This is a genomic window from Paracoccus zhejiangensis (assembly GCF_002847445.1).
GTDB classification, from domain to species: domain Bacteria; phylum Pseudomonadota; class Alphaproteobacteria; order Rhodobacterales; family Rhodobacteraceae; genus Paracoccus; species Paracoccus zhejiangensis.
On sequence record NZ_CP025430.1, the window covers coordinates 1,134,787 to 1,150,328 of the forward strand.

17 protein-coding genes and 3 tRNA genes are annotated in these 15,542 nt (G+C 66.7%); 9 read left to right on the forward strand and 11 right to left on the reverse strand.

All coding sequences use genetic code 11. The annotated features are described in order from the left end of the window. Nucleotides 1-2: 2 nt before the first annotated feature. The 4 genes from CX676_RS05610 to CX676_RS05625 all read right to left on the reverse strand — a co-directional run bounded on the left by CX676_RS05610 (nucleotide 3) and on the right by CX676_RS05625 (nucleotide 3,348). Nucleotides 3-497, reverse strand: a complete 495-nt coding sequence (locus tag CX676_RS05610) for a lysozyme inhibitor LprI family protein (RefSeq protein WP_157935850.1) — start codon at nucleotides 495-497, stop codon at nucleotides 3-5. Further along, entirely contained in the window at nucleotides 497-1,003 is a 507-nt protein-coding gene (locus CX676_RS05615) for a lysozyme inhibitor LprI family protein (protein WP_101751744.1), read from the reverse strand. Before CX676_RS05615 ends, CX676_RS05610 begins: the two co-directional genes overlap by 1 nt. Next, entirely contained in the window at nucleotides 1,003-2,163 is a 1,161-nt protein-coding gene (locus CX676_RS05620) for an isovaleryl-CoA dehydrogenase (RefSeq protein ID WP_101751745.1), read from the reverse strand. The genes CX676_RS05615 and CX676_RS05620 overlap by 1 nt, the downstream gene beginning before the upstream one ends. Nucleotides 2,164-2,268: 105 nt before the next feature. Next, nucleotides 2,269-3,348, reverse strand: a complete 1,080-nt coding sequence (locus CX676_RS05625) for a CaiB/BaiF CoA transferase family protein (RefSeq protein ID WP_101751746.1) — start codon at nucleotides 3,346-3,348, stop codon at nucleotides 2,269-2,271. A 112-nt stretch (nucleotides 3,349-3,460) separates the two neighbouring features. Here CX676_RS05625 and CX676_RS05630 point away from each other — a divergent pair, with 112 nt between their 5' ends. The 5 genes from CX676_RS05630 to cbiB are packed head-to-tail and all read left to right on the forward strand — an operon-like array spanning nucleotide 3,461 to nucleotide 7,782. Further along, nucleotides 3,461-4,441 carry a TRAP transporter substrate-binding protein gene (locus CX676_RS05630; protein WP_232816592.1) on the forward strand — a complete coding sequence of 327 codons (981 nt, stop codon included), beginning with the start codon at nucleotides 3,461-3,463 and terminating at the stop codon, nucleotides 4,439-4,441. Then, entirely contained in the window at nucleotides 4,438-4,992 is a 555-nt protein-coding gene (locus CX676_RS05635) for a TRAP transporter small permease (RefSeq protein ID WP_101751747.1), read from the forward strand. Before CX676_RS05630 ends, CX676_RS05635 begins: the two co-directional genes overlap by 4 nt. Then, complete coding sequence (locus tag CX676_RS05640) at nucleotides 4,993-6,297, forward strand: TRAP transporter large permease (RefSeq protein ID WP_101751748.1); 1,305 nt, start codon at nucleotides 4,993-4,995, stop codon at nucleotides 6,295-6,297. A 34-nt stretch (nucleotides 6,298-6,331) separates the two neighbouring features. Then, nucleotides 6,332-6,871 (forward strand): histidine phosphatase family protein, encoded by a 540-nt coding sequence (locus tag CX676_RS05645; protein WP_101751749.1) that lies wholly within the window; start codon nucleotides 6,332-6,334, stop codon nucleotides 6,869-6,871. After that, a complete protein-coding gene (gene cbiB / locus CX676_RS05650) occupies nucleotides 6,868-7,782 on the forward strand; it encodes an adenosylcobinamide-phosphate synthase CbiB (RefSeq protein ID WP_101751750.1) in 915 nt (304 codons plus the stop codon). The genes CX676_RS05645 and cbiB overlap by 4 nt, the downstream gene beginning before the upstream one ends. Before the next feature lie 24 nt (nucleotides 7,783-7,806). On the opposite strand, the gene CX676_RS05655 is transcribed toward cbiB, so the two are convergent. The 6 genes from CX676_RS05655 to CX676_RS05680 form a co-directional block, all read right to left on the reverse strand. Then, a tRNA-Val gene (locus CX676_RS05655) sits at nucleotides 7,807-7,882 on the reverse strand. 49 nt (nucleotides 7,883-7,931) lie between these two features. Beyond that, on the reverse strand, nucleotides 7,932-8,489 hold the full coding sequence (locus tag CX676_RS05660) for a histidine phosphatase family protein (RefSeq protein ID WP_232816593.1): 558 nt from the start codon (nucleotides 8,487-8,489) through the stop codon (nucleotides 7,932-7,934). A gap of 242 nt (nucleotides 8,490-8,731) precedes the next feature. Continuing rightward, nucleotides 8,732-8,806, reverse strand: a tRNA-Val gene (locus CX676_RS05665). Nucleotides 8,807-8,905: 99 nt separating this feature from the next. Further along, nucleotides 8,906-9,226, reverse strand: coding sequence for an HU family DNA-binding protein (locus CX676_RS05670; protein WP_101751752.1), 321 nt, complete (start codon nucleotides 9,224-9,226; stop codon nucleotides 8,906-8,908). 171 nt (nucleotides 9,227-9,397) lie between these two features. Then, a complete protein-coding gene (gene lon / locus CX676_RS05675) occupies nucleotides 9,398-11,821 on the reverse strand; it encodes an endopeptidase La (RefSeq protein ID WP_101751753.1) in 2,424 nt (807 codons plus the stop codon). A gap of 197 nt (nucleotides 11,822-12,018) precedes the next feature. Then, on the reverse strand, nucleotides 12,019-13,374 hold the full coding sequence (locus tag CX676_RS05680) for an ATP-binding protein (protein ID WP_101751754.1): 1,356 nt from the start codon (nucleotides 13,372-13,374) through the stop codon (nucleotides 12,019-12,021). Nucleotides 13,375-13,408: 34 nt separating this feature from the next. Here CX676_RS05680 and CX676_RS05685 point away from each other — a divergent pair, with 34 nt between their 5' ends. Further along, nucleotides 13,409-14,341: an MBL fold metallo-hydrolase gene (locus CX676_RS05685; protein WP_101751755.1), complete on the forward strand. Its 933-nt coding sequence runs from the start codon at nucleotides 13,409-13,411 to the stop codon at nucleotides 14,339-14,341. A 59-nt stretch (nucleotides 14,342-14,400) separates the two neighbouring features. Next, nucleotides 14,401-14,475, forward strand: a tRNA-Asn gene (locus CX676_RS05690). A gap of 171 nt (nucleotides 14,476-14,646) precedes the next feature. Here the strand turns inward: CX676_RS05690 and CX676_RS22475 are convergent. Continuing rightward, on the reverse strand, nucleotides 14,647-14,901 hold the full coding sequence (locus CX676_RS22475; protein WP_157935851.1) for a hypothetical protein: 255 nt from the start codon (nucleotides 14,899-14,901) through the stop codon (nucleotides 14,647-14,649). Between the two features lie 15 nt (nucleotides 14,902-14,916). Between CX676_RS22475 and CX676_RS05695 the strand changes: the two genes are divergently transcribed. Continuing rightward, on the forward strand, nucleotides 14,917-15,096 hold the full coding sequence (locus CX676_RS05695; RefSeq protein WP_101751756.1) for a hypothetical protein: 180 nt from the start codon (nucleotides 14,917-14,919) through the stop codon (nucleotides 15,094-15,096). 92 nt (nucleotides 15,097-15,188) lie between these two features. Continuing rightward, entirely contained in the window at nucleotides 15,189-15,524 is a 336-nt protein-coding gene (locus CX676_RS05700; protein WP_157935852.1) for a hypothetical protein, read from the forward strand. The last annotated feature ends 18 nt before the right edge of the window (nucleotides 15,525-15,542 follow it).

Sequence of the window (15,542 nt, forward strand, 5' to 3'; positions counted from 1 at the left end):
CGTCACTCTCCTCTGTCTCGCAGATAAGAGGTCAACAGGATGACTTGCCGTGCGGTTTCCTGCAGAAGGCACAGCGGCTCGGCCACAGCCCCGCCGGTGCCGCCGCCATTGGTCAGCCGGTCATAGGCGCAGCGGGCATCGCGAAAGGCGATCCAGTCGCGCTCCATCTGCTTCAGTGCCTCGGCGCGCTCGGCACTGCGCGCCCGTTCGATCTCCATCAGCCGGGCATAGCGCGTGTTCAGCTCGGTTTCCCACCACTGCGCCTCGGCATCGATGCACTGAAGCTGCCGGTCGACCGGGTGCAGGTCGGGCTGGGCCTTTTCCATGCGAGCGCGGCAGGAGGCCTGCACCGATCCGGCGCAATCGAGCCGCATCCCGTCCGTCGCGGACCAGGACAGGCAATGCTCGATCTCGTTCGGATCGACGACCGACGCCTCGCCCGCCGCCAAGAGCAACGGCGCGAGGGCGAGAGCCAGCACTGCCAGCAGCAGTCGCATCAGCCGCCCTCTCGCAGGCTGGGGGCGATGCGCAGATATTGCTCGGCGGTCAGGGTCATGGCGCAATCCACGCTGGCCGGTCCGCCACCCGTGCCGCCGCCCCATTTGCTGCGCTCCCAGTTGCAGGCGGCATCGCGGAAGGCGATCCATTTGCGCTGCATGTCCTGCAGCAGCGGCGCCTGCGCCTCGACCGACGAGCCGATTTTCTTCATGTCAGCATCCGTTGTCTCGGCTTTCTGCATGGCCTCGGCATAGGCGCTGTTCAACAGCCCGTCCCAATGTTCATACTCGCCCGTGAGACAAATGCTCATCCCGACGGTGGTGCCGCCATCCGGCCCGGCGATGCAGGCCGTGGCGGCGGTGCCGATGCAGCTATGCGGCTGACCGCCGTCACCCGACTGCTCGGCAAGGCAGGCATCAACCGGAGCGCCGTCAAAGGCGGGGCCCTGCGCCAGCGCCATCGGTGCGGCCAGCAGCAGCCAGACGGTCGCCAGTATCCGCCGCATCACGCGAGGCTCATCAGTTCGCGGCCGATCAGCATCCGGCGGATCTCGCTGGTGCCGGCGCCGATCTCCATCAGCTTGGCGTCGCGGAAGAGGCGCGAAACAACGCTGTCATTCAGGAAGCCTGCGCCACCCAGCGCCTGCACCGCCTGATGCGCCTGCACCATGGCCTGTTCGCTGGCGTAAAGCACCGCGCCCGCCGCGTCCTGCCGCGTGACCTTGCCGGCATCGCAGGCCCGCGCCACCTCGTAGACATAGGCCCGCGCGGTGTTCAGCGCGACATACATGTCGGCCAGCTTGCCCTGCATCAGTTGGAACGAGCCGATGGCCTGGCCGAACTGCTTGCGGTCGCGCAGATAGGGCACCACCTCGTCGAGGCAGGCGGCCATGATGCCGGTGCCGATGCCCGACAGCACCAGGCGTTCATAATCGAGGCCCGACATAAGCACGCGCACGCCCCGGCCTTCTTCGCCCAGCACGTTCTCGAACGGGATCTCGCAATTCTCGAAGATCAGCTCGCCGGTATTCGAGCCGCGCATCCCCAGCTTGTCGAAATGGGGCGAGGTCGAGAAGCCGGCCATGCCGCGCTCGACGATGAAGGCGGTGATGCCCTTGCTGCCCGCCGCCGGATCGGTCTTGGCATAGACCACCAGCGTCTTGGCGTCGGGGGCGTTGGTGATCCAGTACTTGTTGCCGTTCAGCACGTAGCGGTCGTTCTTCTTTTCCGCCCGAAGCTTCATCGAGACGACATCGCTGCCGGCGCTTTCTTCCGACATGGCCAGCGCGCCAACGGCGGCACCCGAGCAGAGATCGGGCAGGTATTTCGCCTTCTGCGCATCGGTGCCGTTCAGCTTGATCTGGTTCACGCAGAGGTTCGAATGCGCGCCATAGGAGAGGCTGACCGAAGCCGAGGCCCGGGCGATTTCCTCGGTGGCAATGACATGGGCCAGGTAGCCCATGCCCGAGCCGCCATATTCTTCCGAGACGGTGATGCCCAACAGGCCCAGGTCGCCCATCTCGGTCCAGAGCTCGTTCGGGAACTCGTTGCTGCGATCGACCTCGGTCGCAAGCGGCTTGACCCGGTCCTGCGCCCAACGATGCACCATCTCGCGCAGCGCATTCACGTCCTCGCCCAGATCGAATTCCATGCCTTGGGTGAACATCGTCCGGCTCCTCCAGTTTATTGAACGCCCGTTCAGTTAACGCAGCTTATGCGTGAACCGCCCCCCTCGAGTCAAGCGGAAGCCTGCGCGACTGCGCGGATTCCGTCAACCACCGGCGGCAGCCTGCCAACGGGCCAGCGCCGCCTCGTGCGAGATCTGCTGGCCGGGGCGCAAGGCACCGGGGGTGGCGGAAAGCTGCGGGGCCGGGCTGGGTTCGGCTCCGGCGAAACTGGCGCGGGCCTGCATGTGCGGATGGCTTGGCGCCTCGTCGATGGACAGGATCGGCGCGGCGCAGGCATCGGTTCCCTCCAGCACCGCCGCCCAGTCATCGCGGCTGCGGTTGGATATGATCGCTGCGAGGCGCTCGCGGATCGCCGGCCAGTTCGCCGGATCGGCGCGGTCGGGCAGGCTGGCCGGGTCGATCCCCAGACGGTCCAGCAACTCGGCCCAGAATTGCGGCTCGATGGCACCGATGGCGAGATGGCGGCTATCGGCACAGCGATAGGTACCGTAATAGGGCGCGGCCCCATCGAGAATATTCGCCGCGCGCCGGTCCTCCCACATCCCCGCCGCCCGCATCCCCGAGATCATCGCCATCAGATGCGCCACCCCGTCGCTGATCGCGGCATCGACCACCTGCCCCTGCCCGGTCGTCCGGGCATGCAGGATCGCGGCCAGCATCCCCGACACCAGATACATCGAGCCGCCGGCGAAATCGCCCAGCAGGTTCAGCGGCGCCACCGGATGATCGGCCGGGCCGATGGCATGCAGCGCGCCGGTGATCGCCAGATAGGTGATGTCATGCCCGGCGGAATGCGCCAGCGGCCCCGCCTGCCCCCAGCCGGTCATCCGGCCATAGACGAGCCGCGGGTTCTCGGGGAAATCGCCGGGGCCAAGACCCAGACGCTCCATCACCCCCGGCCGCATCCCCTCGATCAGCGCATCGGCGCGGGTGATGAGGGCGCGGGCGGCCTCGCGCCCGGCTTCGGATTTCAGGTCCAGTTCGATCCAGTCGCGGCCCCGGTCCAGCACGTCGCGGTCAAGCCCCAGCACATGCCGCGCACCGGGGCGGGTGATGCGGATCACCTCGGCCCCGTGATCCGCCAACCACATCGCAGAAAAGGGCGTCGGCCCCAGCCCCGCGATCTCGACCACTCGCAACCCGTCCAATGCACCCATGACCATCCTCCCCGCCCGCGACCCAGCTTTGACCAGCCCTGCGGCAGGCACAAGGGCGGCATCGTTGACAGGGGCGTCCCGGACGGCCAACCTGCCCCGATCACAGGGAGAGAGAAAAATGACCAGACAGATCAGCCTGATCGCAGTCCTTGCCATGTCGGGCCTTGCCGTGGCCGGCCCGGCGCTGGCCCAGACCAACTGGGACATGGCCACCCCCTATGCCGACAGCGATTTCCACACCCGCAACATCGCCCAGTTCGCCGAAGAAGTTTCCACCGCCACCGGCGGCGGGCTGACCATCACCGTGCATTCCGCGGGCAGCCTGTTCGGCCATCCCGAGATCAAGGATTCGGTGCGCAAGGGCCTTGCCCCGATCGGCGAGGTGCTGATGAGCCGGCTGGCGAACGAGGACCCGGTCTTCGAGGTCGACTCGGTACCCTTCGTCGCCAATGGCTATGATCAGGCGCTGAAACTGTGGCAGGCCAGCCGCGAGACGATCACCCAGAAGCTGGCCGATCAGGGGCTCACGCTGCTTTATGTCGTGCCATGGCCGGGCCAGGGCATCTATACCAAGGATGCGGTCACCGATGCCGCCAGCTTCCAGGGCCAGAACATGCGCGCCTACAACGCCGCCTCGGAGCGGCTGGCGCAGCTTCTGGGCGCGGTGCCGACGCAGGTCGAGGCCGGCGACGTGCCGACCGCCTTCTCGACCGGAAGGGTCAGCGCCATGATCACCTCGCCCTCGACCGGCGTCACCTCGCAGGCCTGGGATTTCACCAGCTTCTACACCGATGCGCAGGCCTGGTTGCCCAAGAACATGGTGATCGTGAATACCGAGGCCTTCAACGCCCTGCCCGAGGATCAGCGCGCCGCCATCACCCAAGCGGCCGCACAGGCCGAGACCCGTGGCTGGGACATGTCGGCGGTCGAGGCGACCGAGGCGACCGAGGCACTGGCCAGCAACGGGATGACCGTCGCCAAGCCGTCCGAGGCCTTCCAGGGCGAGCTGCTGGCCATCGGCGAGACCATGACCAATGAATGGCTGGAACGGGCGGGCGAGCCCGGAAAGGCCATCATCGACGCCTATCGCGCCGAATGAGGACCGCGCTTGACCGTCTCTACGCTGCGGGTCTCTGGGCGGCCTGCGGCGCGATGGTGATGATCGCGGTGCTGGTGCTGGTGCAGGTCGCCGGCCGGTTGATCGACCGGCTGGCACTGCTGATCGGCGCGGCACCGCCACAGATCACCGTGCCCTCGCTGGCCGAGATCGGCGGCTTCCTTCTGGTTGCCGCCGCCTGCCTCGCGCTGGCGGGCACGCTGCAGACGGGCGGGCATGTGCGGGTGACGATGATCGCCGGCGCGCTGCCCCCGGCAGCGGCGCGGCTCCTGACCATGCTGGCAACGGCCATCGCGGCGGGGCTGGCGATCTGGGCGGGCTGGCATTCCGCCCTGCAGGCGCTGGACAGCTGGCAGTTCAATTCGCTCAGCTACGGCATGATCAAGGTGCCGCTGTGGCTGCCGCAGGGGGCGATGACGCTGGGGATCGCGCTGCTGGCGCTGGCGCTGGTCGATGCGCTGCTGACCCTGCTGCGCGGCGGCACGCCGGCCTTTCTGGCCGCCGAGGCGGCGGCAACGGGCGAGGGCGAATAGATGGAGATCCTGCCGCTCTCGATCCTGCTGGTCGTGGTGCTTTTCGGTCTTCTGGCGACCGGTCTCTGGGTCGGCTTCGCGCTGATAGCCGTGGGGCTGGTCGCCATGGTCGCCGCCGCGCCCGCCCCGCCCGGCCCGGTCTTCGCCACCAAGGTCTGGGGCGCGCTGAATGTCTGGGACCTGACCGCGCTGCCGATGTTCATCTGGATGGGCGAAATCCTCTATCGATCCCGGCTGTCCTCGGACCTGTTCCGCGGCCTTGCCCCCTTCACCCGGCGGCTTCCCGGCGGCCTGCTGCATGTCAACGTGCTCGGCTGCGCGGTCTTTGCCGCCGTCAGCGGCTCGTCGGCGGCGACCACCGCCACGGTCGGGCGCATGTCGCTGCCGGAGCTGGCGCGGCGCGGCTATGACCGCGACATCTCGGTCGGCTCGCTGGCCGGGTCGGGCACGATGGGATTCCTGATCCCGCCCTCGATCATCCTCATCGTCTATGGCGCCGCGACCGAGCAATCCATCGCCCGGCTGTTCCTCGCCGGCGTGCTGCCGGGGCTGATGCTGGCGCTGCTGTTTTCGGGCTGGATCGTGATCTGGGCGCTGATGAACCCGACGCGGATGCCCGCCGCCGAGCCCGCAACGACCGGTGCCGAGAAGCGCGCCGCCCTGCGCCTGCTGCTGCCGGTCGTCGGGCTGATCGTCGCCGTCATCGGCTCGATCTATGCCGGCATCGCCTCGCCGACCGAGGCGGCGGTGATCGGCGTTCTGGGCGCGCTGCTGATTGCCTGGGCGACCGGCGGGCTGGACCGGCAGGCGGCGGTTCAGGCGCTTCTGGGCGCGGCGCGGACCAGCGCGATGATCTGCTTCATCCTGATGGGCGCGGCCTTCCTGACCGTTGCCATGGGCTATACCGGCATCCCGCGCGCGCTGGCGGCATGGGTGGGCGAGCAGGGCTTTTCGCCGAACTGGTTGCTGGTCGCGCTGATGGGGCTGTTCATCCTGCTCGGCTGTTTCCTCGACGGCATCTCGATGGTGGTGCTGACGGTCTCGGTCATCCTGCCGATGGTGCTGGCCGCCGGGATCGACCCGATCTGGTTCGGGATCTTCCTCGTCCTCGTGGTCGAGATGAGCCAGATCACCCCGCCGGTCGGGTTCAACCTTTTCGTCCTGCAGGGGGTGACCGGGCGGAACATCTTTGACCTTGCCCGCTGCGCCCTGCCCTTCTTCCTCCTGCTGGTCGCGGCGGTGCTGATCCTGATGGCCTTCCCCGCTGTCGCGCTGTGGTTGCCCTCGACCATGATGGCGCGCTAGGGCTGGCGGCATCGCAATCCGGGGTTCCGCCGCCATGACCCGCCTTTACCTGATCCGCCACGCCCCGCCCCTGAACGGGGGGCGGCTGGCCGGGCGCCGCGACGTGGCCGCCGATTGCAGCGATGCCCCGGCCTTCGCCGCCATCCGCGCCCGCATCACCCATGTGCCGGCGATCTGGTCGAGCCCCGCCCTGCGCTGCCGCCAGACCTCCGAGGCGCTTGGCCTTGCCCCGGACCTGCATCCCGAGCTGTGGGAACAGGATTACGGCGCGTGGGAGAACCTGCCCTTCGACGAACTGCCCGATCTCGGGCCGCTGGCCCCCGAGGATCTGGCCCTCCACCGCCCCGAGGGAGGCGAGAGCTTTGCCGAGATGGCGGCGCGGGTGCTGCCGCGTCTGGCCGAGGCGGAGGGCGACACGGTGATCGTCGCCCATGCCGGCACTGTGCGCGCCGCGCTGTCCATGGTCGTCGGCCCCGCGGCCCTGTCATTCGCCGTCTCGCCCCTGTCGCTGACCATCCTGCGCCGCGCCGGGGTCGACTGGTCGGTCGTGGCGGTGAACCTGACCGCGCCATGATCGCCGCCCTTCTCGCCCTGATCGCCGATGGGCTGTTCGGCTGGCCCGACCGGCTCTATCACCGCATCGGCCACCCGGTCACCTGGCTGGGCGCGCTGATCGCCGGGCTGGAATCCCGGCTGAACCACGGCCCCCATCGCATCCTGAAGGGCGGGCTGGCGACACTGCTGACCATCGCCGCCGCCACCCTGCCGGCCTGGGCCTTGGCCGAGTTGGCCGGCCCGCTGATCGCCGGACTGCTGGCCTGGCCGCTGATCGCCGCCCGCTCGCTGAACGACCACCTCGCCGCCGTCGCCCGGCCCCTTGCCGCGGGCGATCTGGCGGGCGCGCGGCGGGCGACCGCGATGATCGTCGGTCGTGACGTCACCCGTGCCGATGATGCCGCCCTGTCGCGGGCCAGCCTGGAAAGCCTTGCCGAGAACGCCTCGGACGGGGTGATCGCACCGCTTTTCTGGCTGGCGGTGGCGGGGTTGCCGGGGGTCTCGGCCTACAAGGCGATCAACACGCTCGATTCCATGATCGGCCATCGCAATGACCGTTACGAGCAGTTCGGCAAGATTGCCGCGCGGCTGGATGACGTGGCAAACCTGATCCCGGCCCGGCTGACGGCGCTGCTGTTCGCGCTGGCGGCGGGTTCGATGAAGCCGCTGCGCGCCGCCTTCGCCGAGGCACACCTTCACCGCTCACCAAATGCCGGCTGGCCCGAGGCGGCGATGGCATCGGCACTGGGGGTGCGGCTCTCGGGTCCGCGCCAATACGGTGACCGGCTGTCGGACGAGCCCTGGCTGAACGGCAGCGCGCGCGATCCGGGGGCCGGCGACATCACCCGGGGCCTGCGACTCTATCGGCGCGCGCTGATGGTGCTGGCAGGAATGCTGGCGGCGGGAGGACTGATGGCAGCGATTGGCTGAGGGATCGCGGTGCATGTTGGAAAATGGTGGGCGGTGAGGGGCTCGAACCCCCGACATTTTCGGTGTAAACGAAACGCTCTACCAGCTGAGCTAACCGCCCCACGGAGGGCGTCTTAGCGCGGCCCGGAGGGCGGGGCAAGGGCGAAGGGTCAGCCTTCGCGCCAGATCTCGTGGCAGCCGGCGCGGACGACTTGCACCGCGCCCTGATGCTGGGCCAGTTCCTCGAAGCGCGACATGTCCCAGCCCATGGCGATCAGCCGCAGCATCCTGAGCGTGATGCCATGGGTGATGATCAGCGACGGGCCGGTCAGGCTGTCCAGGAAGCTGCGGGCGCGGGTCATGAGGCCCGCGAACCCCTCGCCGCCCGGGGCGTGGTCATACCAGCCAAAGCCATCCAGTTCGAACAGCGCCGGGTGTTCGGCGGCGAGATCGGGGTAACGCCGGCCGCTGAATTCGCCGATGTCGATCTCGGCCAGCCGCGCGTCGCTTACGAAGGGCTGGCCGTCAAAGACGATGCGCGCGGTCTGCAGCGCCCGTCCCTGCGGGCTGGCAAAGCGCGCGGCCTCGACGCCCGCGATGAGCCGCGCCTGCGCCTCTGCCTGCGCGATGCCCAGATCGGTCAGCGGCGAGTCGAGCCTGCCCTGCATCCGGCCTTCGGCATTCCACACTGTCTGGCCATGGCGCATGAGATAGAGATCGGGATACATCGGCCTGTCCGCATGACGTGAGGGCATGGCCCGGTGCCATCCCGCCCGCCTGCTTGCCGGATCGGTCGGCGCGGGTCAATCACTCCGCAAGGCAACGCGCTGCGGATATGGGCAAAAGGTCGACGCATATCCCGCCGTCAACGATAATCCCGGCCATGCCCCGGTGATCCGCCCGCTCCACCCGAATGCAAAAGGCCGGCCTTTCGGCCGGCCCGCGAAACAGTGTCTGTTTCGTGAAAGAATGGTGGGTGATAACGGATTTGAACCGCTGACATCTTCGATGTGAACGAAGCGCTCTACCACTGAGCTAATCACCCGTGGGCGGCTATGTAGCGGCGCGTTCCCTCCGATGCAAGAGGCATTCGGACAGCTTTTCGTCCCGTACTCTGCGCCCCGCGTCGATGGGCCGGTTGCGGTCAGTCCTCGTCGCTGTCGGCGCCGTCGCCGCGGCGGCGCAGGCGCAAGTTGATGACCTCGCTGCCCTTGCCATTGCTCTTGCGCATGCTGACCCGCGCCCGGCCGAAGGGATTGACCACCAGCGTCTCGCCCGAGGCAAAGGCGCGGCCCAACTGGTCAAGGGTCGCCTCGACGATGGGCTTCACATCGCCCTTCTTGGCGCCGGTCGCCTCGACCACGCGATCCACGAATTCCCGCTTCTGCACCACCCGCGCAGCCCGGGGAGATTCCGCCTCGAATTGGGCTTCGTCACCAGTGTCGGATTTCGGCGTTCTCGCCATACGTTCTTTCCATTTCCTGCCGGCTACGGTTGGAATGCCAAGGGATAATTTAATTATTTATCTACAAATCGGTACAAAACCTTCCAGTGGAAAGTTTATCAAAACATATATTCTGGACAACATAAAAAAGGGCCGCCCGAAGGCGGCCCCGTTATTTTGCCTGGTTCAAGATCAGTGAGCGACGGCAGAGCCCGAGGTGTCGCCACCTTCCTGGCGCGCAGCCAGACGCGCGGCCTCGGCGGCCGCTTCTTCAGCGGCCTCGTCCCATTCAACCGGCTCGGGCATCCGCACCAGCGCGTGTTTCAGCACCTCGCGGACATTGCTGACAGGAATGATGGTCATGCCTTCCTTCACGTTGGCCGGGATCTCGGCCAGGTCCTTCTCGTTATCGGCCGGGATCAGCACGGTCTTGATGCCACCCCTCAGCGCCGCCAGCAGCTTTTCCTTCAGGCCGCCGATGGCCAGCGCATTGCCGCGCAGCGTGACCTCGCCCGTCATCGCCACGTCCTTGCGGACGGGGATCTGGGTCAGCACCGACACGATCGAGGTGACCATGGCGAGACCAGCGGAAGGACCATCCTTGGGGGTCGCGCCTTCGGGAACGTGGACGTGGATGTCCCGTTTCTCGAATTCCGGCGGACGGATGCCCAGTTCCGGCGAGATCGAACGCACGAAGCTCGAGGCCGCGTCGATCGATTCCTTCATCACATCGCCCAGTTTCCCGGTCGTCTTCATCCGGCCCTTGCCCGGCAGGCGCAACGCCTCGATCTGCAACAGATCGCCGCCGACCTGCGTCCAGGCCAGACCCGTGACCACGCCGACCTGGTCCTCTTTCTCGGCCAGACCGAAGCGGTGACGTCGCACGCCCAGGTATTCCTCGACCTTCTCGGGCGTCACGTCGACCGACTTGGTCTTGCCCTTGAGGATCTCGGTTACCGACTTGCGGGCCAGCTTGGCGATCTCACGCTCGAGCGAGCGCACCCCGGCCTCCCGCGTGTAATAGCGGATGACATGGTTCAGCGCCTCGTCGGTGACCGAGAACTCGCCCTTGCGCAGCCCGTTCGCCTTGATCTGCTTGGGCAGCAGGTGACGGCGCGCGATCTCGCGCTTTTCGTCCTCGGTATAGCCGGCCAGCGGGATGATCTCCATCCGATCGAGCAGCGGCCCCGGCATGTTGTAGCTGTTGGCCGTGGTCACGAACATCACGTCCGACAGGTCGTATTCCACCTCGAGATAGTGGTCCACAAAGGTCGAGTTCTGTTCGGGATCCAGAACCTCCAGCATCGCCGAAGCCGGGTCACCGCGGAAATCCTGCCCCATCTTGTCGATCTCGTCGAACAGGATCAGCGGGTTCGTGGTCTTGGCCTTCTTCAGCGCCTGGATGATCTTGCCGGGCATCGAGCCGATATAGGTCCGCCGGTGGCCGCGGATCTCGGATTCGTCGCGCACGCCGCCCAGCGAGATGCGGATGAATTCACGACCCGTCGCCTTGGCGAGCGACCGCCCCAGCGAGGTCTTGCCGACACCCGGAGGGCCGACGAGGCTGAGGATCGGGCCTTTCAGCTTCTGGCTGCGATTCTGCACCGCCAGGTATTCGACGATCCGCTCCTTGACCTTTTCCAGACCATAATGATCGGCGTCCAGCACCGCCTCGGCACGGGCCAGATCCTTCTTGGTGCGCGACTTCACGCCCCAGGGCAGGCTCAGAAGCCAGTCGAGGTAGTTGCGGCTGACCGTGGCTTCGGCCGACATCGGCGACATCGACTTCAGCTTCTTCAGCTCGGCATTGGCCTTGTCGCGGGCTTCCTTCGAGAATTTCGTGTTCTCGATCTTCTCTTCCAGTTCCGCGATCTCGTTCTGGCCGTCCTCGCCGTCGCCCAGCTCCTTCTGAATGGCCTTCATCTGCTCATTCAGGTAGTATTCGCGCTGGGTCTTCTCCATCTGGGTCTTGACGCGCGACTTGATCTTCTTCTCGACCTGCAGAACCGACATCTCGCCCTGCATCAGGCCATAGACCTTCTCCAGCTGCGCACCGACATCCAGCGTTTCCAAGAGGTCCTGCTTCTTGTCGATCTCGACGCCCATATGGCCGCTGACCAGATCGGCCAGCCGCGCGGGTTCGCGCGCCTCGGCAACGGCGGTGACGACCTCTTCGGGGATGTTCTTGCGCACCTTCACGTAACGCTCGAACTCCTCGGTCACGGCGCGGGTCAGGGCGGTTACCGTATCGGTGTCGCCCGGCTGCTGTTCCAGCGGCTCGGCGGTGGCTTCGAAGTAATCATCATTCGGCACAAAGCCGGTGATGCGCACGCGGCTGCGGCCCTCGACCAGCACCTTCACGGTGCCGTCCGGCAGTTTCAACAGTTGCAGCACATTGGCCAGAACGCCGGTGCGGTAGATGCCATCCTCGGCGGGCTCATCGACCGAGGCATCCTTTTGCGCGGCCAGAAGGATCGGCCGGTCGGCCTCCATCACGGATTCCAGCGCCCGGACCGATTTCTCGCGCCCCACGAACAAGGGCACGATCATATGCGGAAACACCACGATATCGCGCAGCGGCAATACCGGATGAGTCTCTTGAGTGAATTCGTTCATGATCAGTCCTTTCCTGCCCGAGATCCCGGCCCCATGATTGGCGGCGCGCGATCCCTGCGACCCTTAATCTAGGGGCCGGTCTTATGGGGTTCAATATGCGCCATCCCGGCCCGGTCCCCAAGCGCCTTCTGCGCCGTGACCCTGCAAAGATGCCGCAGCCGGTGCTTGCTGCCGCGCGCGGTGACACTTGCCTGCATTCACCGCGGAATCACGATCTCGGCCCGCAGCCCGCCAAGCCGCACCCCCCGTACCAGCCGCAATTGCCCGCCATGCGCGCGCGCCACATCCGCCGCGATCGAGAGGCCCAGCCCCACCCCCTGCCCCCGGTTCTGGTTCCGCGACGGGTCCAGCCGGGTGAAGGGCCGCATGGCTTCGTCCATCTGCAGTTCGGGAATGCCCGGGCCGTCATCCTCGACGCTGATGCGCAGGCTGCGCGGGGCCAGCGCGGCATCGACCTCGGCATGGTCGCCATAGCGCACGGCATTGCCGATCAGGTTCTCGATCGCCCGGCGCAGCATGTCGGGGCGGAAGGTGACGCGACCATCCTCGGGACCCTCGACTCCGGCCAGCCGGACTTTCTGCCCGGCCCGCTGCGCATCCGCCACCAGCCCGCGCAGGAAGGGCAAGGCCTCGGTGGCGACCGGCGGCCCCTCCTGCGCCTCGTCGCGTGAGTAATCGAGGAAGGCCCCCACCATCCGGCTCATCTCGTCGACATCGGCGGTCATCGCGTCGATCTCGGGCTGGTCGGTCGGCAGGTCGGGCGACAGCATCGACAGCCCCAGCCGCAGCCGTGTCAGCGGCGTGCGCAGGTCATGGCTGATCCCCGACAGCATCAGCTTGCGCTGCTCGTTGCTGCGCTCGAGCCGGTTACGCATGTCCAGGAAGGCGGTGCCGGCGCTGCGCACCTCGGTCGCACCGACCGCGCGATAGGGCACCACCCGGCCCTTGCCATATTCCTCGGCCGCCCGCGCCAGTCGCTTGATCGGCCTCAGCTGGTTGCGCAGGAAGATCGTGGCGATCCCCGACATCAGAAGCGAGGTGAACAGCATCAGCACCAGCAGCTGATGCGGGTTCGAGGCACTGACCCGGCTGCGATCGAAGGACAGGAGATAGGGCCCGAACGGGCCGTTCATGGTGATCCGCACCCGCTTCTCGTCGCTTGCAAGATCGATTCCCATCACCTGCGGCAGGGTGTGGCGCAATTCCTCGATCACCACCCGCCCCGAGAAATCGTAGAAGATCCGGTCATCGTCGATGTTCGGCGCGGCCGGAAGGTCAACCGAAAGCCCCAGCGGCACGGCCACCGCCTGGCCCGCCAGCAGCGCCGCCGGGGCGTTCACGGCCTGCTCGACCCGCGCGGCGACAAAGCCCAGCTCGCGCGCCATGCTGGCGGTCATCTGCCGGGTCACCCCGTCGAAATGGCGCTGCAGGAACATGACGCTGACCACCAGCGTCACCGTGACCACCGGCAGGAACAGGATCAGTGCTGCGCGGCCATAGAGACCGCGCGGGAAGAAGCGCTTGAGCCAGCTGAAATCGGGGCCGAATGCCATGGAAACCCTGCCTGAACGCCGCTAGGCTAGCGTCATGAGCCAAGATGCGAAAGCCCCGCCCGCCGCAGACGCCGCGTCCCTGCCACAGCCGCCCCGCTCCGAGGATCTGCCCGAGGGCTTGCGGCTGGTGCTCGCGCCCAATCCCTCGCCCCTGACCGGAGCCGGGACCAACACCTTCCTTCTGGGCCGCGAGGAGATCGCCGTCATCGATCCCGGCCCCGACCTGCCTGCCCATCGCGCGGCGATCCTCGCCGCCGCCGGGCGCGGTCGCATCACCCATATCTTCGTCACCCATGCCCATCGCGACCATTCCGAAGGGGTGCCGGCGCTGGCCGCCGCCACCGGGGCGCAGGTGCTGGGCTTCGGCGATGCGCTGGCCGGCCGTTCGGCGGTGATGCAGCGTCTGGCGGCCGAGGGTGGTGCCGGCGGCGGCGAGGGGCTGGACCTGGGCTTCCGCCCCGACCGGCAGCTGGCCGATGGCGAGACCGTCAGCCGCGACGAGTGGAGCCTGACCGCCCACCACACCCCCGGCCATGCTGGCAATCACCTCAGCTTCGGATGGGGCGATGTGACCTTCAGCGGCGACGTGGTGATGGGCTGGTCCACCACGCTGATCTCGCCCCCCGATGGCGACCTGGCCGATTACTTCCGCAGCCTCGACCGGCTGACCGCACTGGCACCCGTGCGTCTTTTCCCGGCCCATGGTCCCGCCATCGACGCGCCGCTGCCGCGCCTCGCCGAACTGGCCGCCCATCGCCGCCAGCGCACCGCCCAGATCCTCGCCGCCCTGCGCGACGGCGCGCCCTCGGACGCCGCCGCACTGGCCGCGCGAATCTATGACGTGCCGCCCCAGCTTCTGCCCGCCGCGACCCGCAACGTCTTCGCCCATCTGGTCGCGCTGAGCACCCTCGGCGCCGCCCGCCCCGAGGGTGAAATCACCTGGCAGACGCGCTTTTCGGCAGACTGAAAATTTTGTCGCAATCCCTCTGGACGCCCCCCGACACCATTGCTATACGGCCCACGTGTTCCGGCGTAGCTCAGCGGTAGAGCAGTTGACTGTTAATCAATTGGTCGTAGGTTCGATCCCTACCGCCGGAGCCATAATCTCGACAGATCGTTGAAATGATGGTAGATTCTTGTGCCCCGCCCCTGTGGGTCAGGCGCAAGTGCATGAGGCCGCGCATTTGGCACGGCATTCACCTTCGCACCCTGATGACGTGGGACAACGCCGATATGCCTGCCATACGGCTTGCCGCAACTCCGCTCATACGGCTATGTCTGCCAGCAGCGGGTCCCTACATCCAGCCTTGCCAGAGTCACCAGATCATTTTTATGCATTTCGCTTCTAAGTCTTAGCTTTTCATTCATGGCGCTGTTGCGAATGGCATAGAGCAGCGCTTCCGCTTTCCGGGCCAGATTCAGCTTTTCGCGGGCGCCGCCTTGATCAGGATCAGGGCCAATGTGAACCTGCCGTCGTCCGACAGTCTCGCGACCGCTGCCCATCTGCAGTACGATAGTACGCCGCATGTAAAGATCATCACCATGCGCATCTGCGCCAACGCCGAGCGCAATTTTGACCCGGGCCTTTCGACCGGTACCGCACATGCCGAAGATCTGTGCGCGAAGCTGACGAAATCGGATTTCCTGCGCAATCTCGCCCTGCCGGAGATCCTGCGCATGCGGGCGGTCACCATCATGCAGGGCATCAGTACCGTTCGCTAGGAGTTGACCCAAAGCTGCTATCTGACCATGTCGAACAAATGCCTAGACCAAATCGCAACAATGTTCGCGGCCACCGTGCCGAGGACGAGGTGTTGCTGGCCCACGCGCAACGGGTCGTCAGTGCGCCGCTCGAGATACTTGATGGCAAACTTGCAGCGGCACCGACGCTGTCGTGCCCGTGCCACAAAGCAGCGGGCAACCGTAACATGCTTAACCTCGCCTTCCGGCGGGTGACAGACGAGACGGTCTTTGCCTCGCTGCGCGGCGCGCAGAGGGAGGTGGCGTGGCAGACGCTAAATTCGTCCTTGTTGTCTCTGCCCGAGATCGAGCAGCTGGTCGGTTACAGCCAGCAGAAAATTTTTCCCACCGCCTATCGCTGGACCTTCGGCCATGCTTCGTCACGCGAGCTTGAGCGGCGGGCGCGCTGATCTGCGACCTGCAGTGGA